This window comes from Tateyamaria pelophila (assembly GCF_019966495.1).
GTDB lineage: Bacteria > Pseudomonadota > Alphaproteobacteria > Rhodobacterales > Rhodobacteraceae > Tateyamaria > Tateyamaria pelophila.
The window spans coordinates 1-22864 of record NZ_JAIMIA010000074.1 but is presented as its reverse complement, the minus strand read 5'-3'; the positions used below and the strand labels follow the sequence as shown (position 1 = coordinate 22864).

Genomic DNA, 22864 nt, shown 5'->3' with positions numbered 1-22864 from the left:
AACGCATGATCTTCTCTCCTGAATTTTGAAACCATACCGCCACAGCGGGTTTCAAAATTCAGGAGAGAAGATCAGAGAAAGATTCGCTGAAGCGGACCGGCTAGAAGCCGGTGGCTTCGATCCATTAGGTGGAAAGTGAACTCCATTGCCGCTTTGGCCCGGGGCTTGACCCCGATGATGGGTTGACGCCATGCGCCTGATCGTTTGAAATCCGGGCGTCCCCCACAAGGGGAGGCGAAAGAACGCAGGTCAACTGCAACACCGATAGGCGGGGCTCGACCCTCGCTTATTCAGGGCGCGTAAAAACCCGCGACGCCAACAGATAGGAAGAAAATGAACTTTTTAACCCGCACCGGTAAACCGCTACCGAAATCCGCCGTGGATTCGGCCGCAACAGTCGGCGAGGACGATGTCAGCCGCCGCGAATTCCTGGCGATGGCCAGCACATTCGGCGCAACGACAGCAACCGCTTATGCCATGCTCGGCCTCGCGGCTCCTGCACGGGCTGAGTCCCACGCAAAAACAGGCGGCACTGTCCGTTGCCAGATGGAAGTCCGCGCCCTCAAAGACCCGCGCACCTATGACTGGTCGCAAATCGCAAACTTCTCTCGTGGATGGCTGGAATATCTGGCAATCTGGGAAAACGACGGCACATTCACGCCTGCCCTTCTGGAAAGCTGGGAAATCAATGACAATGCCACCGAATACACTCTGAATGTCCGTAAGGGCGTCAAGTGGAACAATGGCGACGATTTCACTGCGGAAGACGTGGCACGCAACATCACGGGCTGGTGTGAAAAAGACCTGGAAGGTAATTCGATGGCGGGCCGTTTTGCCACGCTGATTGATGAATCGACTGGCAAGGCACTCGAAGGCGCCATTCAGGTCGTGGACAGCCATACGGTCAAGCTGGTTTTGCCAGTTCCCGACATTACGCTGGTTGCGGGCATGGCAGACTATCCCGCCGCCATCGTGCACAGTTCGTTCACCGTTGACAGCATGCTGGACAACCCGATCGGAACAGGCGCCTATCTGCCCGAGTCGCTCGAAGTCGGCGTTAAAGGTGTTCTGGTCAAGAACCCAGATCACACGTGGTGGGGCACAGACGTCTATGGTGGACCTTACATCGACCGTCTCGAATACATCGACTACGGCACCGACCCCTCTGCTTGGATTGCGGCCGCCGAAGCCGACGAAGTTGACATGCTCTACAGCATCGAAGGTGAGTTCATCGACATCATGAACACATTGGACGGCTGGAACGAAAACACGATCGCCACTGGTGCGACCATCGTCATCCGTCCAAACCAACTGGCCGAAGTGGATGGCATGAGACCCTACGAGGACAAGCGCGTCCGCCAGGCGATCAGCATGGCTGTCGACAACAACGTGCTATTGGAACTCGGCTATGCAGGGCGCGGCATCGTGGCGAACAACCACCACGTTGGCCCGATGCACCCGGAATATGCGGATGTGCCTCCTCCGAAGTTTGACCCGGCAGCTGCAAAGGCCCTGATGGACGAAGCGGGCATGAGCGATTTCGAGCACGAGCTGTTCTCGATTGACGATGCGTGGCGCAAGGACACCACCGATGCGGTGGCAGCCCAGCTTCGGGATGCAGGCATAAACGTGAAGCGGACAATCCTGCCCGGTTCGACGTTCTGGAACGACTGGACCAAGTATTCGTTCAGCTCGACAAACTGGAACCCGCGCCCCCTCGGTGTGCAAATCTGGGCGCTGGCCTATCGTTCGGGCGAAGCCTGGAACGAATTTGGCTATGCGAGCGAAGAGTTCGACGCAATCCTGACAGAGGCTCTTGCTACGCCGGACCTCGAAAAGCGCCGCGCATTGATGGCCAAAGGACAAACACTGCTGCAAGAAGACGCCGTGACGATCCAACCGTATTGGCGCTCGCTTTATAACCACACGCGCATAGGGCTCATCGGCGCGGGACACCATATCGGGTTTGAATATCACCCGGCCCGCATGGCCTGGACCTGATCCAAACTACAGGTTCAAGAATGATCGGGGCCGCCTGCCAAGGGCGGCCCCTTTTATTGTGAGAGAGACAGGTTGTCGCGCCAGTACTGACCCCATCATGCATTTGCCGAACCGGGTTGATTAACGCGCGGCGCGCACTTGGCGCGCGCAACAATTGCTGCACAATTCCACGAATGGGCCTTATACCGCGGTCATGTTGAAAGTGGGCGCCAATGCGAGCGGAGCACCCCGATGCATTGGGCTTTTTTTTGAGGGACGGTGGGCGGGGCGTCTTTGCCGCGCAAGCGGTCAAAGAGCGTCCGACCAACGGACCAAGCTAAAGCAAACCGACCTTGTTCACCGGAAAATGCAGCACGGCAACTGCGCCTACAGGATCGGCTCGCACGTGCTCTGACATCAAGGCGTGCACACGATCAACCAAAAGCTCCCCCTCCAATGCCGTGCGGGGATGCTTGGCAAATCGAACTTCTTCGAGGATCAGATCCTCGATCAGCGGATCAATCACCGCACCATTTCCACCGGGATAGCGGTAGTAACCCCAGCCGGTTTTCTTCCCTAACCGGCCTTCTGCGACCATCCGTGGCAAAATCGGAAGTTGCATATCGAGTTTCCGAGCAGCAAGCACAACATCCAGCCCGACAAGGTCCTGTGCCTCGCACGGACCCATCGCATAGCCCCAATCGGTAAGAGCTTCATCCAACTCCCACGGGTTGGTGTGATCCATCAGAATTTGTTCACAAACAGCCCAGAACCGGCGCTGAAGCGGGTGTACTGCCTCGTTCATTCCCGACCAATGCTGTCCAAAAAGCGATGTTTAGCAATAACGGCAAGCAAGTCATTTATCGACGTCTGCACCGGTTTGGACGCTGTGTTCACCTCCGCCTGCGCTTGTTTGTACTGCGGCGTACGGGCAGTCAGGAAATGCTTGAGCTGATCCATTGCCTCCGGGTTACCCTCCATCGGACGCAAGTCACCCTGTGCGCGCACCCGCGCCATGTGCTCGGCCGCACTCGTTCGTATCCACACGGTATGGAACCGTGCCAAAACCTTTGCATAGGTCGAAGGAGCAGCCACGATTCCGCCAGCCACGGCCAGGATCAACTTGTCATGGGTCCGTATTACGCGTTCGACCGCTTCGGCCTCCAGACTGCGGTAGCCGTCCTGACCATAGAGCGCCATGATCTCGGCCAGAGGCATCTCGACCGCGCGTTCAATCTCTGTATTCAGCTCGACAAAAGGAACTTTCAGTTTCTCCGCAGCCGCGTGCCCAAGCGTCGATTTTCCGGCCCCGCGCAATCCCACCAGACAAATCCGCTGCGCCCTCTGCGCCATGGGGTGTTCCGGCGCCAGCAAAGCCCGCACCCGCCCCTGAACAGGGGCTGGGGCGGCACGGTACAGCGCAGCCACCCGCGCCACGTCGTCGCCCAGCGGGTCTGTCTCGCTCAAAAGATCTTCGATCTTGAGGTTCAAGGCCGCCGCGATCCGGCTCAGCAATACGACGGAAATATTCCCCTCGCCTGCCTCAAGCTGCGCCAGATAACGCGGAGACACGCCCGAACGTTCTGACAGCAATCGACGCGGCAAGCCTTGTGCTGTCCGTGCAGCGCGCACGCGTTTAGCGAGCCGCTCAATCAGTGGCAGCTGAGGTTGTGGTATCCGTCGTGTTAGCGTCATGCATGAAAATTGCTCAAAATACGGGTTAAGTAGCGCCCCGATGCTATTCTTCAACGGACTTTCTTACCTTAAGAACGGCTCAATCACAGCGCGCAATTCTGGCGGGGCACTTTGGCTCTTGAATTGGTCCGCGATGATGAACACACACGTAAACTGGCCATCAAAACAAGTGATGCCGTTCTGTCGACCAATCACGGAAAACGAAACGGATTTGACACCGAGACGATTGGGCCAAACCTCGCACATGAGGCGATGACGCGGCGTGACCGGATGACGAAAATCCATGTTCAGATTGACGAATGGAGTTCCGATATTCCGATCCAGCTCCATCTGATACCAACCATCGCCGCCCAGATGCGCCTCCCACCATGCGTTGATCGCATCCAATGCGAACCATGGCAGCCGGGCGGTATAGGCAATCCGGGCAGGATCACAATCACCCCAGGTTACGCGAATTTCATGCACAAACGGCTCTGCAGTCATTCAATAGGTTTCCACATGAAACCGACCTTCGTCACGCATTGTGTCGCGCAAGGCTGACCACGGCTGACCTGTGCTTTCGGCAATGGTGGTGAGCGCCTTTTCAACGCCTGACTCCATTTCCTTGAGGCCGCACACATAAATATAGGCTCCCGGATCACGCAAAATATCTGCGACCGCTTCCGCCCGAGACAGCATGCGATCCTGAACGTATTCCTTTGGCTGATCCGGCAATCGGCTGAACACCAGGTGTTGCTGCAAGACGCCTTCGGGAACCTTCTTGAGCGGTCCGAAATATGGCAGGCTTTCTGGCGTGCGCGCGCCAAAGAACATGGTCATTGCGGCCATCTCACCGCCACCTGCCCTTTGACGCTGCATGGTAAAGGCGCGCATCGGGGCGGAGCCTGTGCCGGTACAGATCATCAAAATACGGGCGTCCGGGTCGTTGGGCATGAGGAAGGTCGCACCAAAGGGACCAGTCACCTGAACATCGGCACCCTTCTCAAGGTCACACAGATAGTTCGACGCAATGCCCTGCCCCTCCCGCTTCACCGTAAGCGAAATGTTGTGGTATCCCGGACGCTCACCATCGCGCGGCGACGATACGGAATACAGTCGTGGAAGATGCGCGTTCCCGTCACCGTCCGCGCCGGGCGGAATGATGCCGACCGATTGCCCCTCCAGCACCGGGAAGGGCAAGCCGTTGGTCTCAAGAATGATATGCCGAACATCGTGGTCGGGGTCGCGCGTCAACCGGTAATTGCCTTGCACGGTCAAAGTCACAGGCTTGCCCAGATTATAAAGGTTGATAACCGGCTTGGCCGCAGACGCGGGCGGTTTGGATTTGCCGCCGGCACCCGCATGCGCTTCGGCGAGCAAGCGGGCGACGGATGCATCGACTTCGTCCTCTTCCGGCGACGTGGTTGCGAGCTCTTGTTGTTCTGGCAATTCCTCCCATGCGTATTGTTCGTCAAGACTGTAAGGCGTGTTCACAACACGCCATTCGTCGATCGAGCCTGTAGGGCAGACGGGAATGCAGTCCATGCAATGATTGCAAATTTCCGGGTCAACAACGACGTTGTTATCGTCATGTTGTATCGCCCCAATGGGACAGGTCATTTCGCAAGTATAGCAACGGATGCAAATCTCGGGGTCAATCAGATGCTGCTTGAGCGGAGAATTCATGTGCCGCGTCTCTGCAGCACGATCCCAGGCACCACGAGCGCCTCGATCAAAGCATGACAGAGCCCGTCACATTCCGTGCATCCCACACAGGGGCCGGTAAGAGTATTGATCTCTTTCGCCAGCGCCTGAACGCGCGGCGCGTGACCTATTTCTCGGGATGTGCTCATTCAAGTCTCCGTCTGTCTCGAACATGGCGCACCGGGGTGCGCCTTACGGGGTCTGCGCATTTCCGGCGCATCGCCCGCCTTCGGCGTCACGCCATGTGCAGCTTTACATATTCATAATCACCTGGCTTGTTGTCGATACCAACCTTGGGCGGCGCAATCCAACTGGCGTATTTTCCGGGCTCAAAACACGGTTTCATCAAAGACTGGACAAAGGCCCCATCGTCTTTGGTAGGCAACCACTCGTGTTGGCGCTTCGCCCAATCCTCTGCCGAAATGATATTTCCATCCGGGTCCACCGCAACCGAAGAGAATACGCCGATCTGGCGGTGAAACCCTTCATGCGGCAGCTTGAGCGCAAACTCGATCCCCGACTTTGCAATCAGCTTGTTCCAGCGCCCCACGCCCCCCGACGCATCGCGCACATAATCATCACGCAACCGCATATTGATGGCCGTCAGCGCCGGGACATCCTCCGTCAGGATTTGGCCATCCTTGATACTTGTCACCGCGTAGGTATCGTTTTGCAACTTGTGGTCATCGTCGATCCGCTGCTCCATGTACCGCCCCTTGATACCCGAGTTGAAGGCGTTGGCTGCGTTGGTCGACACCTCTTGGCCGAACAGGTCCAGCGACAAGGTATAATGCAGGTTCAGTTTTTTCTGGATCGTGGGCAGATCGATGACCCCCAGATCACGGATTTTACCCACATTGTATGGGTCAGTGATACCATTGGCGTTCATCGCGTCCAACGTCGCCTGAATGGTGCGGCCAACTCCGGTTTCGCCCACAAACATGTGGTGCGCTTCTTCGGTCAGCATGAAGCGGCAGGTGCGCGACAGTGGATCAAAGCCCGATTGCGCGAGGCTTTCGAGCTGCATCTTGCCGTCGCGATCCGTGAAATAGGTGAACATGAAGAAAGACAACCAATCCGGCGTCTCTTCGTTGAACGCACCCAGCATCCGCGGCGCTTCTTCGCTGCCAGAGGAGCGCACAAGCATGTCGTCGGCCTCTTCGCGCCCATCCTTGCCGAAATACTTTTGCAGCAGATATACCATCGCCCACAAGTGCCGGCCCTCTTCGACATTGACCTGAAAGAGGTTTCGCATGTCATACAAGCTGGGTGCCGTTAGCCCGAGGAACCGTTGTTGTTCGACAGATCCCGGCTCGGTATCGCCCTGAATGACAATCAGGCGCTTGAGCATGTTTCGGTATTCGCCCGGGACTTCCTGCCAGGCAGGTTCACCGTAATGTTCGCCCATGGGGATTTTGCGATCTTCAACCGCAGGGGCCAAAAGAACGCCCCAACGATACTCCGGCATCTTAACATAGTCGAACTTGGCCCAGCCCTTGGGATCGACGCTCACCGCCGTCCGAAGATAGACCATGCTGTCCTGAAAGTTTTGCGGGATCAGGTCGTTCCACCAATTGATATACCCAGGGTGCCACTTTTCCAGCGCTTTCAGAACCTTGCGGTCTTCGCTGAGGCCAACATTGTTCGGGATTTGCGTATCATAGCTGACATTTATCAGATCAAGCATTCCGGTCTCTCCTCAAAGATCGGCGGGGCAGGCGCCGCCTTACAAGTCTACGTTCAGGGTCTTTCCCGTAAGGCGGAGGCATCCTCCGCCTGCGCCGGTCAAACCCGCTCCATGTCGTAATTTCCGCGCACGCCCGTGCCATAGCGCTGCAAGGCCCCTTCGGCCCCCACGGCGTTTGGACGATTGAAAATCCAGTTTTGCCACGCAGTCAGGCGGCCAAAGATGCGGGTTTCCATGGTCTCGGGCCCGACAAAGCGCAAGTTCGCTTCCATCCCGGTCATTGCATCCGGACTAAAGCTGGCGCGCTCTTCCATAAAGATGCGGATCTCGTCATCCCAGTCGATATCGTCGAGGATCATCGTGACCAAACCCAGATCGTTGACTTCTGCGGCTTCAAGGGCCTCACCCATATGACCTTGGGCCGTATCAACCGCTTCGGGTGTGCCATAAAATCGGTTTTGCAACCGGCTCAGATCATTGCCCATGGGAAACAGGCCGAAATTGGCAGCCGTCAGGGTCACTGTCGCGATCGGGCGGTTGTCACCTTCAAACTCATCTTCCATCATGTAACTGCGGTCGACCGAAAACAGGATTTCGGCCAGCACACCGACAAAACAACTGCCATGTTCAACCAATGCCACCATCGAGCGTGAGGTCACGTCGATCCGTTTCAGCACCCGCTTCCAGTATTTCAAAACCTCATTGGCCAGCCAATGATCCGGATCGGCCATCAACACGGCCTCATGCGCCGCCATCTTGATTGGATCACCCTGCGACCGGAACACCAGTAAACCAAGCTCCGCTTCGTTCAGCCGCAGATGGAGAATTGCATCATCCAACTCCCGCGCCAAACGCAGCATATAAGATTGATCTCCCTGCGCCTCAAACGCCACCATATCGTCAGGGGCGTCTGTTTCCGGCCCACCGATCGTCAGTGTGGCGCGGCGTGCATCACGATCGACGAGCACCTCAACCAAAGAGTATCGCAGGGAGCCATCCGGCTCGATCACGCGGCGCAAAGGCCCAAGCGAGATACCCGACGCCACATCGACTTTGGCCGAAGAGGCGGCAAATTCCCGCGCCCGGGCTTCGACCGTTTCGTCAAACTTCGAGTTCGCAATCGCCTCGTCCACGAGCTTCCAAGTCACGGCGCGCTTGCCCTTTACCCCTTCTTCGGTGGAGCAAAACACATCCGCCAAATCCCTGCGCACCTTGCGCTTGTCCGTCACGCGGGTCAGTCCCCCCGTGCCGGGCAAAACGGCAAGCAGCGGCACCTCGGGCAACGCCACGGAGGAGGACGAGTCGTCCGTCAGCATGATATGGTTACATGCCAGCGCGAGCTCATATCCGCCCCCCGCACAGGCCCCCTTGACGGCAGCGATGTACTTCTGACCACTATCCGCCTCCGCAGCTTCGAACGTGTTGCGGGTCTCGTTCGTGAATTTACAAAAATTGACTTTGTGGGAATGGGCGGCGCCCCCGAGCATCCGAATATTGGCCCCCGCGCAAAACACCTTTTCCTTGGCAGAACGCAGAACGACGACTTTGACCTCGGGGTGTTCGAACCGCATCCGCTGAACCACATCAGCCAATTCGATGTCCACGCCCAGATCATAGGAGTTCAGTTTGAGCTGATAGCCATCAAACAAACCACCATCCTCGTCCACGTCCATGAACAGGTTGGCAACAGGTCCATCATATTCGATCCGCCAGTGACGATACTTTGACGGATCAGTCTGAAAATCGATGACCTTGCTCATAGGCTCTCCTTGCAAGCTCAAAGCTACCTGAATTTGCATTATGGTACATTATGAGTGGTAAAATGCGCATCATGTCATATGATCCCGTGTCTCATTGTGCATTTTAATGCGATATTCGATGTAGATATGACAAATCTTGGGCTTCAGCGCGCAATGCAGCAACAGGTTGACCAAGAATCGTTTCAACGCCCGCACAGGCATCCAGATGCCTGCACACGATATCGCAAAGGCGGACGGCAGCTTTTGGTCGACCCATTTTTTCTTTCAATTGCGCGTTGGCCATCTGGATGACCGCTTGCACATATCTGCGCAAAGGTCCGTCCGGGGCCGTCATCCACAAAGCTTCCAAAACCTCGTGGCACTCCCAGTAATATCCTTCCGCGCGATAGATTGTTCCCGCACGCCACGCCAGACTGCTTTGCATTTCGGCCTCGGTCATGCCGTCAGCAATATCCGCCTTCAAACCGTCAAAAGCCCCCTCCGGATGCCGAGGCGTCACACCGGGAACATACGCATGCGACGGTCGGAAAACCTCACTCACCCTGTGCCAGCGATCGGGACATCCGCATTCTCCAACCGCCGCAAACGCGTGCAGAACTCCACGACTGCTGCGGTTACGGGTTCGACAGCTTCTTGATGCGGTATGTGCCCGATACCCGGCAGATCAAGCCGCTCGAAAGGCGCATAGATCCGTTCTTCGATCTCGTCGATCTGGGCCATCGTCCCATAGGCATCATCGGTCCCCTGAATAGCCAGCGCCGGAATACGCCAATGGTCGATGCAGTCCGCCACATTCCAGTTGGCGTTTCCGGGATCGTCCCATGCGTCGTGCCACCCATAAAACGCAATATCGGGCGCATCGTGATGGCGGCCGAGGCGCTCTTTCAAACCTTGGGTTTCATAGGCCTGTTTTGCGGCGCGGATCGCCTCCAAGCCTTTCGGCTCCGTAAAGAAATGGGGTGCGATCAGTATCAAGCCCCGGACGCGCATGTCTGACACGGACCCCGCGTAAATCGCAGCGATCGTGGCACCGTCTGAATGCCCAAGCAACACGGCGGATCGGATTTTGGCCGCATCCAGCACGTGGCCCAGGACATCTTCGGCCTCGCGAGTCATGTAGTCCAACGGACGTGGCAGGGATACTGGCGCAGACCGCCCATACCCCGCCCGCGAATACGCCAGAACACCGTACCCGGTTGCCTCCGCCAATTGGGTCGGCCAATCGCGCCACAGGCCGACCGACCCCAACCCTTCATGCAACAGGACCAATGTCGGTGCATCCTTGGGTTCTGGGCCCCAGCACGCATACTCCAGGCGGTGACCCGCGACCGTCATGAAACCAGAGGACCATTCCATCACACATCCTCGCGCAGCTTGAAGCGTTGAATCTTGCCCGTCGCGGTTTTCGGCAAACTCTCCACGCATTCGATCCAACGCGGATATTTCCATTTTCCGATCCGGTCTTTCACGTGTTCCCGCAGCAGGTCTTCCAACCCATCCGGCCGCTCACCCTGCACCACCACATAGGCTTTGGGCTTTTCCAGTCCATCTTCGTCCCGTGCCGCAACAACCGCGCATTCCAGAACCGCAGCATGACTGCTGATCGCTTGCTCGACCTCGAAAGGGCTGACCCAGATGCCGGACACTTTGAACATATCATCCGTGCGTCCACAGTAGACAAAGCGCCCGTCTGCTCGTTTCTCATATTTATCGCCCGTCCGGGTCCATACGCCTTCGAAAGTATCGCGCGATTTATCGCGTTTGTTCCAATAGCCGCCGGCTGCGGACGCACCATTCACCAGCAACTCACCAACGGTATCAATGCCCACGTCCCTGCCGTTTTCATCAACCAGTCTGACGTCATAGCCAGGGACAGCGACACCCGACGTGCCATAAACTACGTTGCCCGGCGCGTTGGACAAGAAAATGTGCAGCATTTCCGTAGAGCCAACGCCGTCGAGAATATCGACACCTGTCAATTTCAACCATCGCCTGCCAACATCTTCGGGCAGCGCTTCACCGGCGGAAATGCTCAATCGCAACGGTGCATTCGGCGCGCCATGCTGCTCCATATACGCTGCCATTGCTGCGTAAAGCGTTGGCACGCCGCAGAAAATCGTCGGGCGCTCCTGCGCAAGAATATCAACCACGCCGTCAGGCGTAGGACGCCCGGAAAAGATCAATGATGTTGCCCCAACGGACATGGGGAACGTCATTGAATTCCCGAGACCATAGGCAAAAAAGAACTTCGCCGCTGAAAAAACAACGTCGTCTTCGCGGATGCCCAACACCTGCGCGCCATAGGTGTCTGCCGTCGCTTGCATGGCGGAATGTACATGATGCACGCCCTTTGGCTGTCCGGTCGAACCCGACGAATACAGCCAAAAGGCAGTTTCATCGGCGCTCGCCTCGAACGTTCCTGCCGGCGTGTCCATGCACGCCATGAAATCCACATACGATATCGTATTTTTATACCCTTCTCCACCGATCACGATAATCCGGCGTAGATAGGGATTGTCGTCCAGGATAGGGGTAACGACGTCAAGTAGCGCCTCCGACACAACCAATGTCGTCGCTCTGCTGTCGCGCAATATCACGTCATATACTTGAGTCGCCAAAAGGGTGTTCAAGGGAACCGCAACCACGCCAGCTTTCAAAGCCCCCCAAAACAAAATTGGGAATTCGATCTGATCCAGAACCAGCATCGCCATGCGCTCTTCGCGCTGAACACCGTGTCCCATCAGTGCTGCGGCCGCGCGTCCCGACAAGTCTGCCAGTTCACCATAGCTCAGTGTTCGACCCGTCCCAACCTCCCGGAACGCCGTCTTGTCTCCACGCCCCTCCATAACATGACGGTCGACAAAAAAGGTTGCTGCGTTCGTCATGCGTCTCCTCCCAAAGACTCAAGAATATGTTTTATAGTGCATTAAACTATCGATACAGAAAGGCAGAACATTTTCTCTCGCAATTTAATGCAACCCCAGGAGCGCTGCTGCGTTGTTTTTCAGAATGTCCGGTCGCACGTCGTCCTTGATGTCGATCTCTTCAAAATCGGCCAACCAGCGTTCCGGAGTGATCATCGGCCAATCGGACCCGAACATCACCTTCTTGCGCAATATTGAATTGCAATAGCGCACCAATATGGGCGGGAAATACTTCGGGGACCACCCGCTCAAGTCGATATAGACGTTCGGCTTGTGCTGCGCGACGGCCAGTGCCTCTTCCTGCCAGGGAAAGCTTGGATGCGCGAGAATGATCTTGAGATCGGGAAAATCCACGGCCACATCATCCATATACATCGGATTGGAATACTTCAGCCGCATCCCGTTGCCACCCGGCATGCCTGACCCTACTCCGGTTTGGCCGGTATGAAACAGCGCGATACCGCCCTCCTCCTCGATCGCCTCGTACAAGGGATATGCAATTCTGTCATTTGGGTAAAAGCCTTGCATGGTCGGGTGAAACTTGAACCCCTTGATCTCGAAATCACGCATCAACCGTTTGGCTTCGCGCACGCCCATCTTTCCTTTCCAGGGGTCGATACTCGCAAACGGGATCAGAACATCGTTGTTTTCCGCAGCGATTTCGGCAACTTCCTCGTTCGCATATCTGCGATACCCCGTCTCACGCTCGGCATCGACAGGAAAAATCACGGCAGCGATGTTTTGCGCCCGATAATGCGCCGCAGTTTCCGGCATGGTCGGCGGATGCTTCCAAGGAGCACGAAAATATTCTGCCATTGTCGATTGAAGATCGTCATAGCCGTCATCACCGTGGCACCCGCAGGGCTCTTCTGCATGGGTATGAATGTCGATGGCGCGAATTTTCTCAAGGTCGATCATATCGAAATCACAATACTGGCTGGATCATCATTCTCATAAAGCCGAACGACAAGATCGGCGCGACGGTCAAGTATTCTGGCAAAGTTCAAATTCCCCTTCGCTGTCACTTCACCATTCCCCATACTGGGCGGATCAGCCAGCACCAAAGCACGCGCAACGGTTCTCGTCGCGCCTGTTTCGTTTGCAGCATGTATTTCCATACGTTTTCGTATTTCAGCTGCAGCATCGCAGCACAACGCACCTCTGAGAGCATTTCCGTTTCGCGCTTCTGGCCCGGGCACGATCAGCATCCCGACTTCATTCTGCCCAGCACCGCAAATCACCACATCCTGCGCCAGACCCCCAAGCACGGATAGCATTTCCAACCGCAAAGCAGCCGCATGCACCCATGTTCCGCTGCTGAGCTTGAAGTCCTCCGACAGGCGTCCGTCAAAGCATAGCCCTTTGGTCATGTCATCCGGCTCAACAAATCGCATCGCGTCGCCGGTCATGAAGAATCCCTCATCGTCAAAAGCTTCAGAGGTCTGTTTCAAATTCGCATGGTAGTTGGAAAATACTGTGTCGCCCTTGACGCGGACGTCCATCCGCCCGGTTCCGTCATCAATGAGCTTGACCGCAACACCCGGTAAGGGAACGCCCACAATACCCGCGCCCTTTGCCCGGGCATGTTGCAAGAGCGCGGCAGGCGCAGTTTCTGTCAGCCCCCAACTGGATGTAATCAGCGGAAGGCGCCCCCCGACCTCCAGGGACATACGCTCAAGTACGCTCCAGGTTTCCTGAGGCAGGGACGCACCTGCATAAAAGATCATATCCAGATCACGAAAGTACGTTTCCCGCATTGCCGCATCTTGCTCCAGTGCCTTGATCAATTGTGCAAAGCCAACTGGGACATTGAATGAGATAGTGCCTGACACGAGGCTGAGATTCTCGACCGTTCGGGGGAACTGGGCGGGCAGTGGTTTGCCATCGTCGATGTACAGCGTGCCGCCGTTGGCGAGCACCAAATTGAAGTTGTGCGATCCACCAAACACGTGATTCCATGGCAACCAGTCCACCAACACAGGTGGGCGCGCTTTTAGAAATGGCAAGCAAACTGCAATCTGGGCCTGATTGGCTGTCATCATGCGTTGTGTCGTTTCGACGGCCTTGGGATCGGACGTCGACCCGGATGTGAGCAACAGTTTAGCGATTGTCTCGGGTCCGACTTGCGCCCGTGCCGGATCGACGGCATGCCCGCCGCCTGTCAGGGTATCCAATCCAATTGCACCGGACGCCCCGGGCGTGGACGACAATGCAGCGGATCCCACAATCATCAAAGCGTCGCGATAGGCATCCCCGTTTTCAGCAAAAACCAAATCAGGTTTCACCAGATCAGCAACATATTTCAGTCGGCCGTGCGCCGCCGGGATCAAGCTGTATTGTTCCGCGACTGGCACAGTCACCAGACCCACGTAATTCGCCGCGAGGGTGAGCAGGGCGTGATCGATCGAATTCCCTGACAGGATCAGGATCGGCCCACGCACGCCGCGCGCCAAAAGTCCCGCCGCCAGCTCCCGCACGCGCTCCAGCGCTTCGCCATAGGCGAGTGTTTCCCACCCGGGTCCGGACCTTTGAGCCAAGAAAACCTGATCCGGCGTCTCTGCGGCCCAACGTTCCAGCCATTCGTTTGTCGACGTTGCACAAGGCGGCATTTCATAACCGGATCGCAGCACGATCGAACCATAAGGACGATCTTGGCGGACAACCTTGTGAGGCGGCAGGTGTAGGTGATCGGTCATAAAGAGCGCCCTTGCGCTTCGATCGTCGCCAGCGCTTTGTTGACGACCGCGACATCGGAAGGGTCTAATGCGCCAAGCATACGCTGGTCATGATCCCGTACTGCTGCCATGGCGCGGGCATAGACCTGCTGACCTTCCAACGTCGCTTGCAAAGCGTAAGCCCGTCGGTCTGTGCTGCTTGGTGTGCGGGTGACCCAGCCAGCCTGTTCCAACTGATCCACGTAAACGACCAGATTTGCGCGCTCGACAGTCAGAGCTTTGGCAAGTGCGCTGGGGCGCAGTCTGGGGTTTTCAACGACAAGGGCCAGCACGGAATAGGTGATCATGCGCAGACCGTGCGGGGCCAACGTGCGGGTCAGGTCCGCTTGCACCGCATTGAATGCGCGCTTCATGTTGTACCCGACAAAGCCGCGCAACGCGGTATCCGATACGTTTGTGCCGACTTGTTCACCCGTCGTTTCACGCATCAGCGAAAACTCGGACTGCGCTTTTCCAGAAAGGCAGCCAATCCCTCGACCGCGTCCGGGCTGGTCTGTGCGAGCGCGGCGCACAGGCTTTCGACAAACAAGCCGTCACTGCGCCCCATATCGTGAATGCGGGCAATCCCTTGAATCATCATGTAATTGCTGAGCGGTGCATTGCCCGCGATCTGCTCGGCGATCTCCAGTGCCTTTGGCAAGGCTTCGCCCGTTGCAACCGCATAATGCGCCAGCCCCATACGTACGGCATCGTCCGTTCCATATTTGCGTCCGGTCAACATCATTTCGGTCATACGGTCCGCGCCCAGAATACGGCCCACACGCACAGTCGCGCCGCCTCCGACAAAGATACCGCGCCGCCCCTCTGGCAGTTGGAAAATACAATCAGGTTCCGCGATCCGCACATGGGTCGACGTGGCAAGTTCAAGCCCGCCGCCGATCACGGCACCAGACAGGGCCGATACGACAGGCAGGCCGGACCCCTGCAGACGGTCCATCACGTCATGCCACCCACGCGAATGGTGCATCGTCCCTTCCGCGTCGCGCGCGACATGCTCGCTCAGGTCGAGACCGGCACAGTAGTGACCGCCCGCGCCCGTAATGACGGCGACCCGAACACCGGAGGGCGGCATGCGAAAAAACCCGTCGATCTCTGCCAAAAGCGCGTCCGACATCGCATTGCGTTTGGCCGGCCTGTTCAGGGTCAGGACCGCGATCGCGGCGTGTACTTCAATTTTCAGGTTCTCGCCCATCGTCCTGCCGCAATTAGTTATAGCTCATAACTAGTGAGGCACGATTCGGGACGGGCACGCAAGTCACGCATTGAGACGCGCGGCCCGGCGCATGCGTCGGCCCAGCACCGTCAAGGCGCCCAATGGGCCGCGATTTATCCCGGCAGCAGGAACAGCGTGATCGCCGGAAACATGACCAGAATGATGACCCTCACGATGTCCGACCCCACAAAGAACATGACCGCCTTATACGTCTGGGTGATTGGCGTCTCACGGTCCATGGCATTGATGATAAAAAGGTTCATACCCACTGGAGGCGTGATCAAACCCACCTCGACCACGATCAGAACAAGGATGCCAAACCAGATGGCCACATGTTCCGGTGACATGCCGAAATCCAGAGCCGAGATCACCGGGAAAAAGATCGGCACGGTCAGCAGGATCATCGACAGGCTATCCATGACGCAGCCGAAGATCAGATAAAAGACAAGGATCACGGACAAGACCAGAATGGGGCTGAGATTCTGGCTCAATACGTAATCGGCAAGGAATTGCGGAACGCCGGATAATGCGAGAAACCCGTTGTAAAATGCCGCGCCCAGCACGATGAAAAAAATCATTGCCGTGGTTTTGGCCGTTCCGATCAAAGCCTCTCCCAACCTCGTCCAGTTCAGATTGCCCCCCAAAAGAGCGACGGTTCCTGTCCCGGCGGCCCCGATCGCCGCCCCTTCGGTGGGTGTGAACCACCCGGCATAAATCCCGCCCACAACAAGGCCAAAGATGACCAGAACCGGCCAGGTCGTCGCCAGCGCTTTCCAACGTTCCGCCATCGGCACCGGCGGACGGGTCCCCGCAGATCTCGGGAACAGCCGCACATAGATTGAGATCGTGATGACATAGCCGAGGGCCGCCAGGACGCCGGGGATGAAGGCGGCCAAAAACAGTTTCGCGATGTTCTGTTCGGTGATGATCGCATAGATCACGAGGATTACTGAAGGCGGTATCAGGATGCCCAGCGTCCCGCCGGCGGCCAGGGTCGCCGTAGAAAACCCGCCCGAATATCCGTAGCGTTTCAGCTCCGGCAACGCGACCCGGCCCATTGTGGCAGCGGTGGCCAGAGACGATCCGCAGATGGCCCCAAAGCCCGCGCAGGCGCCCACGGACGCCATGGCGACGCCGCCCTTGCGATGTCCAAGAAAACTCTCGGCCGCCTTGAAAAGCGCGGTCGACATGCCCGACAGGGTCGCAAACTGCCCCATCAGCAAGAACATAGGGATTATGGTCAGCGAATAGTTGGAAAAGGTCGTGTAGGTTTCCGACTTCAACTTGGCCAAGAGGGGTGTCGGGTTTCCGTTCATCGCAAAATACCAACCGCCAAACCCACAAAGCAGCATGGCAAGGCCAATCGGTGCGCGGATGAAGATCAAGCCAAGCAGGACCGGGAATGACCAAAATCCAAGTTCAAGGCGGCTCATATCCGAAAAGGGCAACAGGTCGAGCAGAAATTGCATGGCTCAACCCTCGCGCAAAAAAGTGTTGCCGGTGACCGCTTCGGCCAGCCGGGCGTAAGCGCAGTAAAGCGCGGTTATGCACGCCACCCCCGCGGCCCCGACGCAGGCCGCATAGGACCACCAGACCGGAAATTGCAGAAACAGCGTCGTCTCTCCGTTGCCCAGATAACGCAGCATGCCATCATACAGTCGCAGCGTGATAAAGATGATGGTGGCAGACAGCACGATTTCCCAAAAGGCGCGCAACCAGCCCAGTGCGCTGCGTGGCAGTCGCGACGTGAATACGTCCACGGTCGCGTGCGCACCATAAAACTGACAGACCGGCAGAAAGGCAAATATGGCAAGGGCGACGCCCGCCTCCGTCAGTTCGTAGGTTCCATTGATCTCGTCGACGCCAGTGGCGATCAGCGCGTTGCCAAGCCCCGCAAACCAATCACCATCCGCGAGCCGATGCCCCAGTTTCGAAAGTTCGCGCCCGACAATCGACAAGGTGCTGAGCACGATCAGGATCATCAATACGACCCCGCCTATCACTGCCGATCCGCGTGACAAGATTTCCACCGCCCGGTGCATGAACGCCTCGTTTTTATTGATTAAGCGGGGTCGCGATACGGAATACCACGACCCCGATCACGGCTTAGCCGTCATATGCGTCCATCAAAGCGCGCGCTTCGTCGATCAGCGCCTGACCGTCGATACCTTTGGTTTCCATATCCGCGATCCATTCGGCATAGATCGGAACGGCCACGGCAATCCACGCGTCCAGATCAGCACCCGATACGGTGACGATATTGTTGCCACGATCGACTGCAATTTGCCGCGATGGTCCGTCTGCATCCGCTTGAGTGCCACCGGCGAAAATACTGAACTCCAGTCCCGAATTGTCGTCGATCACCTTTTGCAGATCTGCCGGCAGGCTCTCGTAGCGGTCTTTGTTCATCGCCAAGACAAAGGTCAGAACATAAAGGGCGTTGCCATCAAATTCAGTGTGGTTTTCCACCAGTTCCGAGACTTTCAAGGCACCGGTAACTTCCCATGGAATCGTCGTGCCGTCGATCACACCTTTGCTGAGCCCTTCGGGAACCGCAGGCACCGGCATACCAACCGGCGTTGCACCCATTTTCTCAAGCAGGTTGTTCACCGTGCGCGATCCGCCCCGGATCTTGAGGCCTTCCATGTCGGCGGGCGTTTTGACCTCTTTGTTGACATGAATCATACCTGGGCCGTGGACCCATGTTCCAAGGATATGGACGTCCTTGAACTCGGTCTCTTTCATGTGCGTTTCGAACATTTGCCAATATGCAGATGACATCGCACGGGCGTTTGTCATCATGAAGGGCAACTCGAACACTTCGGTGCTGGGATAGCGACCAGGCGTATAGCCGACAACGGTCCAGACGATATCAGCGACGCCATCGATGGCCTGATCCATCAGTTCCGGCGGGCTACCGCCCAATTGCATCGACGGGTAGCGGTCGATCTTGATCCGGCCACCCGACGCCTCTTCGACATTGTCGGCCCAGACATCCAGCACCAGCTTCGGCACATTTGCTTGCGCGGGCAAGAACTGGTGCAGGCTCAGCGTCACTTCCTGCGCCTGTGCCGCCCCGCCGAAACCCATCGCGAGGGCCGCAGCCCCCATCAGGTTCAGGAACGATTTGCGTGAAACAGTCATGTATTTCCTCCCTATTGGTTCAGGCGATTTGACCAGACCGGAGTCTGACTCGCTCTCCCAACACGATTGTTATGCAACGCAATGTATGCTGTCACCTGCCTTTGTAACTATCCCGAACTGTAATCCCCTATGCATTGGCTGCGCTTAACCCCGTGGCAGCGTCATCTGTGGATCGTATGGTGCGGGCGAAATGACAGTGGCAGGCACCAGTTTTCCCACGATGTCTATCTGCACTTCAGTTCCAATGTCCGAAAGCTCAGGCACCACAAATGCATAGGCAAGGTTCATCCCAACCCGGTGCCCCCAATCGCCAGATGTGACAGTCCCGACGACTTGACCATCTTGCATGACGGACGCACCACCATGGGCAGGCGCATCTGTGGCGTCCACATGCAGCGACACCAGCTTGCGCGTCAGGCCCGCATTCTGTCGCGCGACAAGAGCGTCCTTTCCGACAAAGTCCTTATCCATTTTGATGAACCGGTCCAGGCCGGTTTCAAAGGGATCGAACTCGGTGATCAGATCCGCTTTCCAGTGCAAGAAGCCTTTTTCCATGCGCATCGATTCCACAGCCCGCGACCCGAAAAGCCGCATCCCGTGTGCCTCCCCGGCTGCCTTCAAAGCAAGGTAGGCGGCATAGAGCTGGTTGTTCGGAACATGGATTTCATAGGCCAATTCGCCGGAAAAGCTGACTGACATGACAACGGCAGGCGCAATGCCGATAAAGGCATGCCGGACGGAGAGCCAGGGGAACGCCGCCTTGGACCAATCGTCCCGGCTGACAGCGCTCAATACGTCGCGCGCGCGCGGCCCGGCCAGAACAAGGATGGTCCAGTCGTTGGTCAGGCTGCGCAGTGAGACGTCAAAGCCATCGCTGTGCTGCGCTAGCCAATCCATGTCATGCCATTCCGCCGCTGCGGCCGATCCGTACCAGACCGGACCGTCGGGGATATTGGCAACCGTCGCCTCGGTTTTGACGCATCCATGTCTGTTGAGCAGGTAGCCAAGGCCCACTTTGCCCGGCTTCGACGTCACGCGCCCGCACATCATGTGATCAAGGAAGCGGTGGGCGTCGGGGCCGTCAATCTCGATCCGGTTAAAGCCGCTGACTTCCGTCAGGCCCACCGCGTTTTGTACCGCAGCGACCTCGCCCGCGACAACGTCAAACGCCTCATCGAAATGGAACCCGAGGGTTACTTCGAAATCGGGGGACGGCTTGATATATTCGACACGCTCCCACCCATTCACGACGGCAAACTCCGCACCTTCCGCGGCCAGAACCGGGGTCAACGGAGTCGTTTTCATGGGCCGTCCGACGGGACGATGCTCGTGTGGGAAATGAAAACGGAATTCGTTTTGATAGTCCTCGATGGCCTTCAGGGCCGTCAGCTCCACGTTTCCGTGCCCGGTAAAGCGGCGCGGATCAATGACCCATGTGTCATAGCAGGCTTCGCCGTGCACAATTTGTTGCGCCAAGAGCCAGCCATGCCCGCCGCCTTCACCCAAGCCCGCCCGCAGGCCGATGATGCAATAGGCATTGCGTTTGCCCGGAATGGGACCAACCAGCGGCGCGCCGTCAATCGTATAGGTGATCGGACCGTTGACGATGGTATGAACACCAACCTCCATCAAGGCCGGCATCCGTGCGAACGCCCCTTCCAGAACGTCGGTCACGCGGTCCAGATCATCGGGGCAAAGATCATTTGAGAAGTCAGGCGAAATGCCGTCCATTCCCCATGTTTTGCAGTCCTGCTCATAAAAGCCCAACAGCAGACCGTTCTTTTCCTGACGGCAGTAATAGTCACTGATCGGGCAACGGAGCAAAGGCATGCGGTGACCCGCATCACGGATCGCAGGGATCTCTTCGGTCAGGAAATACTGATGCTCCATGGAAGCGACGGGATGATGCACACCCATCATGGCACCAACTTCGTTCACACGGTATCCGCAAGCGTTTATGACGACCTCGCAATCGATATCGCCTTTGGTCGTGTGGACCGTCCAACTGTCGTCTTTGTGCTGTGTCAGCCCCGTAACTGGCGTATGGCGATAAACTTCCGCACCCGCCTTGCGCGCGCGGCGGGCCAAGGCCTGACAGAGCTGCGCAGGATCGATGTCACCGTCCAAAGGATCCCATAGACCGCCCACCAGATCATCCTTGGTGATCAGCGGGTGGCGTCGCGCGCATTCATCTGCGTCCAAGACCTCGAAATGCACATCCATCCCGCGCGCCATGGACGTGAAATGGCGATACCCATCCATCTGTGCCTGCGTGTTGGCCAGCCGAATACCACCATCCGCATGGTGATAGTTGATCGGATATTCTGGGTCGTCCGCCAGTTCCTTGTACAGGTTGATGGAATGAGTTTTCAGGCCAACCATCGTCTGGTTCATCCCAAAGTTCGTGACCTGCGCCGCCGAATGCCATGTCGTGCCACTGGTCAACTCATCGCGCTCGACGAGCACCACATCTGTCCACCCTTCCTGGGTCAGATGATACAGGGTCGAACATCCGGCGATGCCACCGCCGATTACAACAGCACGGGTCTGGGTCTTCATTTCACGCCTCTGGATTTGAATGCTTGAGGAACAATGAACACGATGCGGGCCCGGTCAATCACGCACTTTCATATTCACTGTTCTGAAAACACCTATTCGCAGACGCGAAAATGCGAAACGAGTGCTTGTGAAACATCGCAAATAGGACGCCCCTGACATAATGTCAGATCCGACTCCCCGTCGCGCGGGCCGCCGTGCCCGCATGGCCGCACGCGCTGCCGGTCCGCCATCGAATCCCGCACCTCCGGGTCAAATCGGGGGCCAATACAAACCCTTGAGTGATGCTGACCTACACAGCATTTACCGCACCGCGTTGCGCCTTTTGTCAGATCTGGGAATGGGTGAAGTGCCGACCAGGTTGCGCGCGTCGCTTGAGGCAGCAGGCGCTGTGTCGATGCCAAACGGACGCGTCTCGATGCCATCCACCCTCGTCGAAGAGGCGATTGATCACGCGCCCAAGACCTTCACGTTGCATGGTCGTGATCCTGCGCGCAGTATCGAAGTGGGCGGAAACGCCGTGCATTTCGGTACAGGTGGAGCGGCGGTGCAAACGCTTGATCGCGACAGCCATATCTACCGCTCAGCCACTCTGGCGGATTTGCATGACTTTACCCGTTTGCAAGACGCGCTCACCAATATCAGTTGGTTTACCCGCTGCTGCATCGCGACCGACCTGCCCGACGAATGGGCTCTTGATGTCAACACCGCGTACGCGCTTCTGCGGAACACGAACAAACCGGTTGCGACCGCCTTCACCCTTGCCGAACATGTCGCCCCGATCGTGGCAATGTTCGACATGGCCGCGGGTGGCGAAGGCAGCTTTGCCAAGCGCCCCTTCGTCAAGGCGCATATCAGTCCGGTGATTTCGCCAATGCGGTTTGGGGCCGACGCGGTCGAGACTGTCTATGCCTGCATCGCCCACAACATTCCCGTCAGTTGCATCACAGCCGCTCAGGCCGGTGCCACCGCACCCGCAACACTTGCGGGTTTTCTGGCCCAGTCGCTGGCCGAGACACTGGCCAGCCTTGTCATGGTCCACGCCATCAAACCCGGCCACCCCATGGTCTTTTCCAACTGGCCGTTGGTCATTGATCTGCGCACTGGTGCCTTTGCGGGCGGCGGCGGTGAGAACGCGGCATCGGCGCAACTCAGCAACTGGTTGGGATTGGTCTCCGGTGTCGCGGCCTGCATGACGGACGCCAAAGCAATCGACGCTCAATACGGCGCGGAAAAAGGTCTTACATCGCTTGCAGCCGCCTTGGCGGGCGGCAATCTGATCTATGAAAGCTCCGGCATGACGGCCGCCCTTCTGGGCGCAAGTTTCGAGGCCTTTGTGCTGGATGATGAAATGCATGCTGCCACCTACCGCATCCTGCGCGGCGTCGAAGTAAACGAGGATAACTTTGGCCGACATTCCCCAAGTGGCCTGCCATCTGACGCGAAGATCGCCTGATCAGGCCTGCGGATCAAGTATCTTTTACCTC

At 57.3% G+C, this 22864-nt stretch carries 20 protein-coding genes; 2 read left to right on the top strand and 18 right to left on the bottom strand.

Going from position 1 to position 22864, the window contains the following annotated elements; genetic code table 11:
• The first annotated feature begins 333 nt into the window (after nt 1-333).
• Entirely contained in the window at nt 334-2001 is a 1668-nt protein-coding gene (locus tag LC354_RS18850) for an ABC transporter substrate-binding protein (RefSeq protein WP_223426775.1), read from the top strand.
• A gap of 316 nt (nt 2002-2317) precedes the next feature.
• Here LC354_RS18850 and LC354_RS18845 read toward each other — a convergent pair whose 3' ends face one another.
• The 18 genes from LC354_RS18845 to LC354_RS18760 form a co-directional block, all read right to left on the bottom strand.
• Nucleotides 2318-2785, bottom strand: coding sequence for a 3-hydroxyacyl-CoA dehydrogenase family protein (locus tag LC354_RS18845; RefSeq protein WP_223426769.1), 468 nt, complete (start codon nt 2783-2785; stop codon nt 2318-2320).
• Complete coding sequence (locus LC354_RS18840; RefSeq protein ID WP_223426768.1) at nt 2782-3675, bottom strand: helix-turn-helix transcriptional regulator; 894 nt, start codon at nt 3673-3675, stop codon at nt 2782-2784. The genes LC354_RS18845 and LC354_RS18840 overlap by 4 nt, the downstream gene beginning before the upstream one ends.
• A gap of 63 nt (nt 3676-3738) precedes the next feature.
• The gene (locus LC354_RS18835; RefSeq protein ID WP_223426766.1) at nt 3739-4158 is read right to left on the bottom strand and encodes an acyl-CoA thioesterase; all 420 of its coding nucleotides are present in this window, start codon (nt 4156-4158) and stop codon (nt 3739-3741) included.
• Nucleotides 4159-5340: a benzoyl-CoA 2,3-epoxidase subunit BoxA gene (gene boxA / locus LC354_RS18830; RefSeq protein WP_223426764.1), complete on the bottom strand. Its 1182-nt coding sequence runs from the start codon at nt 5338-5340 to the stop codon at nt 4159-4161.
• The gene (locus LC354_RS18825) at nt 5337-5507 is read right to left on the bottom strand and encodes a hypothetical protein (protein ID WP_223426759.1); all 171 of its coding nucleotides are present in this window, start codon (nt 5505-5507) and stop codon (nt 5337-5339) included. Before LC354_RS18825 ends, boxA begins: the two co-directional genes overlap by 4 nt.
• Before the next feature lie 86 nt (nt 5508-5593).
• A complete protein-coding gene (gene boxB / locus LC354_RS18820) occupies nt 5594-7045 on the bottom strand; it encodes a benzoyl-CoA 2,3-epoxidase subunit BoxB (RefSeq protein WP_223426758.1) in 1452 nt (483 codons plus the stop codon).
• Nucleotides 7046-7143: 98 nt separating this feature from the next.
• Nucleotides 7144-8805, bottom strand: a complete 1662-nt coding sequence (gene boxC, locus LC354_RS18815; RefSeq protein ID WP_223426756.1) for a 2,3-epoxybenzoyl-CoA dihydrolase — start codon at nt 8803-8805, stop codon at nt 7144-7146.
• Nucleotides 8806-8908: 103 nt separating this feature from the next.
• A complete protein-coding gene (locus tag LC354_RS28020) occupies nt 8909-9229 on the bottom strand; it encodes a DUF309 domain-containing protein (protein ID WP_223426789.1) in 321 nt (106 codons plus the stop codon).
• A 113-nt stretch (nt 9230-9342) separates the two neighbouring features.
• Nucleotides 9343-10161: an alpha/beta fold hydrolase gene (locus tag LC354_RS18805; RefSeq protein ID WP_223426755.1), complete on the bottom strand. Its 819-nt coding sequence runs from the start codon at nt 10159-10161 to the stop codon at nt 9343-9345.
• Entirely contained in the window at nt 10161-11690 is a 1530-nt protein-coding gene (locus tag LC354_RS18800) for a benzoate-CoA ligase family protein (RefSeq protein ID WP_223426753.1), read from the bottom strand. Before LC354_RS18800 ends, LC354_RS18805 begins: the two co-directional genes overlap by 1 nt.
• Nucleotides 11691-11774: 84 nt before the next feature.
• Nucleotides 11775-12647: an amidohydrolase family protein gene (locus LC354_RS18795; protein ID WP_263289457.1), complete on the bottom strand. Its 873-nt coding sequence runs from the start codon at nt 12645-12647 to the stop codon at nt 11775-11777.
• The gene (locus LC354_RS18790) at nt 12644-14425 is read right to left on the bottom strand and encodes a feruloyl-CoA synthase (RefSeq protein WP_223426752.1); all 1782 of its coding nucleotides are present in this window, start codon (nt 14423-14425) and stop codon (nt 12644-12646) included. Before LC354_RS18790 ends, LC354_RS18795 begins: the two co-directional genes overlap by 4 nt.
• Nucleotides 14422-14892: a MarR family winged helix-turn-helix transcriptional regulator gene (locus LC354_RS18785; protein WP_223426750.1), complete on the bottom strand. Its 471-nt coding sequence runs from the start codon at nt 14890-14892 to the stop codon at nt 14422-14424. The genes LC354_RS18790 and LC354_RS18785 overlap by 4 nt, the downstream gene beginning before the upstream one ends.
• On the bottom strand, nt 14892-15656 hold the full coding sequence (locus LC354_RS18780) for a crotonase/enoyl-CoA hydratase family protein (RefSeq protein WP_223426748.1): 765 nt from the start codon (nt 15654-15656) through the stop codon (nt 14892-14894). Before LC354_RS18780 ends, LC354_RS18785 begins: the two co-directional genes overlap by 1 nt.
• Nucleotides 15657-15790: 134 nt before the next feature.
• The gene (locus LC354_RS18775) at nt 15791-17110 is read right to left on the bottom strand and encodes a TRAP transporter large permease (protein WP_223426786.1); all 1320 of its coding nucleotides are present in this window, start codon (nt 17108-17110) and stop codon (nt 15791-15793) included.
• A gap of 39 nt (nt 17111-17149) precedes the next feature.
• A complete protein-coding gene (locus LC354_RS18770) occupies nt 17150-17719 on the bottom strand; it encodes a TRAP transporter small permease (protein ID WP_223426747.1) in 570 nt (189 codons plus the stop codon).
• Between the two features lie 64 nt (nt 17720-17783).
• Nucleotides 17784-18821 carry a TRAP transporter substrate-binding protein gene (locus LC354_RS18765; RefSeq protein ID WP_399203906.1) on the bottom strand — a complete coding sequence of 346 codons (1038 nt, stop codon included), beginning with the start codon at nt 18819-18821 and terminating at the stop codon, nt 17784-17786.
• Nucleotides 18822-18965: 144 nt separating this feature from the next.
• Complete coding sequence (locus LC354_RS18760; protein WP_223426745.1) at nt 18966-21380, bottom strand: GcvT family protein; 2415 nt, start codon at nt 21378-21380, stop codon at nt 18966-18968.
• Between the two features lie 160 nt (nt 21381-21540).
• On the opposite strand from LC354_RS18760, the gene LC354_RS18755 reads away from it, so the two are divergent.
• Nucleotides 21541-22833, top strand: coding sequence for a trimethylamine methyltransferase family protein (locus LC354_RS18755; RefSeq protein ID WP_223426743.1), 1293 nt, complete (start codon nt 21541-21543; stop codon nt 22831-22833).
• Nucleotides 22834-22864: the final 31 nt, after the last annotated feature.

What these genes read in the sequence shown, in the direction of transcription:
- boxB (WP_223426758.1), bottom strand. Translation starts at nt 7,045, where the DNA reads ATGCTTGATCTGATAAATGTCAGCTATGATACGCAAATCCCGAACAAT.
- LC354_RS18835 (WP_223426766.1), bottom strand. Translation starts at nt 4,158, where the DNA reads ATGACTGCAGAGCCGTTTGTGCATGAAATTCGCGTAACCTGGGGTGAT.
- LC354_RS18790 (WP_223426752.1), bottom strand. Translation starts at nt 14,425, where the DNA reads ATGACCGATCACCTACACCTGCCGCCTCACAAGGTTGTCCGCCAAGAT.
- LC354_RS18780 (WP_223426748.1), bottom strand. Translation starts at nt 15,656, where the DNA reads ATGGGCGAGAACCTGAAAATTGAAGTACACGCCGCGATCGCGGTCCTG.
- LC354_RS18755 (WP_223426743.1), top strand. Translation starts at nt 21,541, where the DNA reads ATGTCAGATCCGACTCCCCGTCGCGCGGGCCGCCGTGCCCGCATGGCC.
- LC354_RS18805 (WP_223426755.1), bottom strand. Translation starts at nt 10,161, where the DNA reads ATGGAATGGTCCTCTGGTTTCATGACGGTCGCGGGTCACCGCCTGGAG.
- LC354_RS18850 (WP_223426775.1), top strand. Translation starts at nt 334, where the DNA reads ATGAACTTTTTAACCCGCACCGGTAAACCGCTACCGAAATCCGCCGTG.
- LC354_RS18800 (WP_223426753.1), bottom strand. Translation starts at nt 11,690, where the DNA reads ATGACGAACGCAGCAACCTTTTTTGTCGACCGTCATGTTATGGAGGGG.
- LC354_RS18845 (WP_223426769.1), bottom strand. Translation starts at nt 2,785, where the DNA reads ATGAACGAGGCAGTACACCCGCTTCAGCGCCGGTTCTGGGCTGTTTGT.
- LC354_RS18775 (WP_223426786.1), bottom strand. Translation starts at nt 17,110, where the DNA reads ATGAGCCGCCTTGAACTTGGATTTTGGTCATTCCCGGTCCTGCTTGGC.
- LC354_RS18840 (WP_223426768.1), bottom strand. Translation starts at nt 3,675, where the DNA reads ATGACGCTAACACGACGGATACCACAACCTCAGCTGCCACTGATTGAG.
- boxC (WP_223426756.1), bottom strand. Translation starts at nt 8,805, where the DNA reads ATGAGCAAGGTCATCGATTTTCAGACTGATCCGTCAAAGTATCGTCAC.
- LC354_RS18765 (WP_399203906.1), bottom strand. Translation starts at nt 18,821, where the DNA reads ATGACTGTTTCACGCAAATCGTTCCTGAACCTGATGGGGGCTGCGGCC.
- LC354_RS28020 (WP_223426789.1), bottom strand. Translation starts at nt 9,229, where the DNA reads ATGCAAAGCAGTCTGGCGTGGCGTGCGGGAACAATCTATCGCGCGGAA.
- boxA (WP_223426764.1), bottom strand. Translation starts at nt 5,340, where the DNA reads ATGAATTCTCCGCTCAAGCAGCATCTGATTGACCCCGAGATTTGCATC.
- LC354_RS18825 (WP_223426759.1), bottom strand. Translation starts at nt 5,507, where the DNA reads ATGAGCACATCCCGAGAAATAGGTCACGCGCCGCGCGTTCAGGCGCTG.
- LC354_RS18770 (WP_223426747.1), bottom strand. Translation starts at nt 17,719, where the DNA reads ATGCACCGGGCGGTGGAAATCTTGTCACGCGGATCGGCAGTGATAGGC.
- LC354_RS18795 (WP_263289457.1), bottom strand. Translation starts at nt 12,647, where the DNA reads ATGATCGACCTTGAGAAAATTCGCGCCATCGACATTCATACCCATGCA.
- LC354_RS18760 (WP_223426745.1), bottom strand. Translation starts at nt 21,380, where the DNA reads ATGAAGACCCAGACCCGTGCTGTTGTAATCGGCGGTGGCATCGCCGGA.
- LC354_RS18785 (WP_223426750.1), bottom strand. Translation starts at nt 14,892, where the DNA reads ATGCGTGAAACGACGGGTGAACAAGTCGGCACAAACGTATCGGATACC.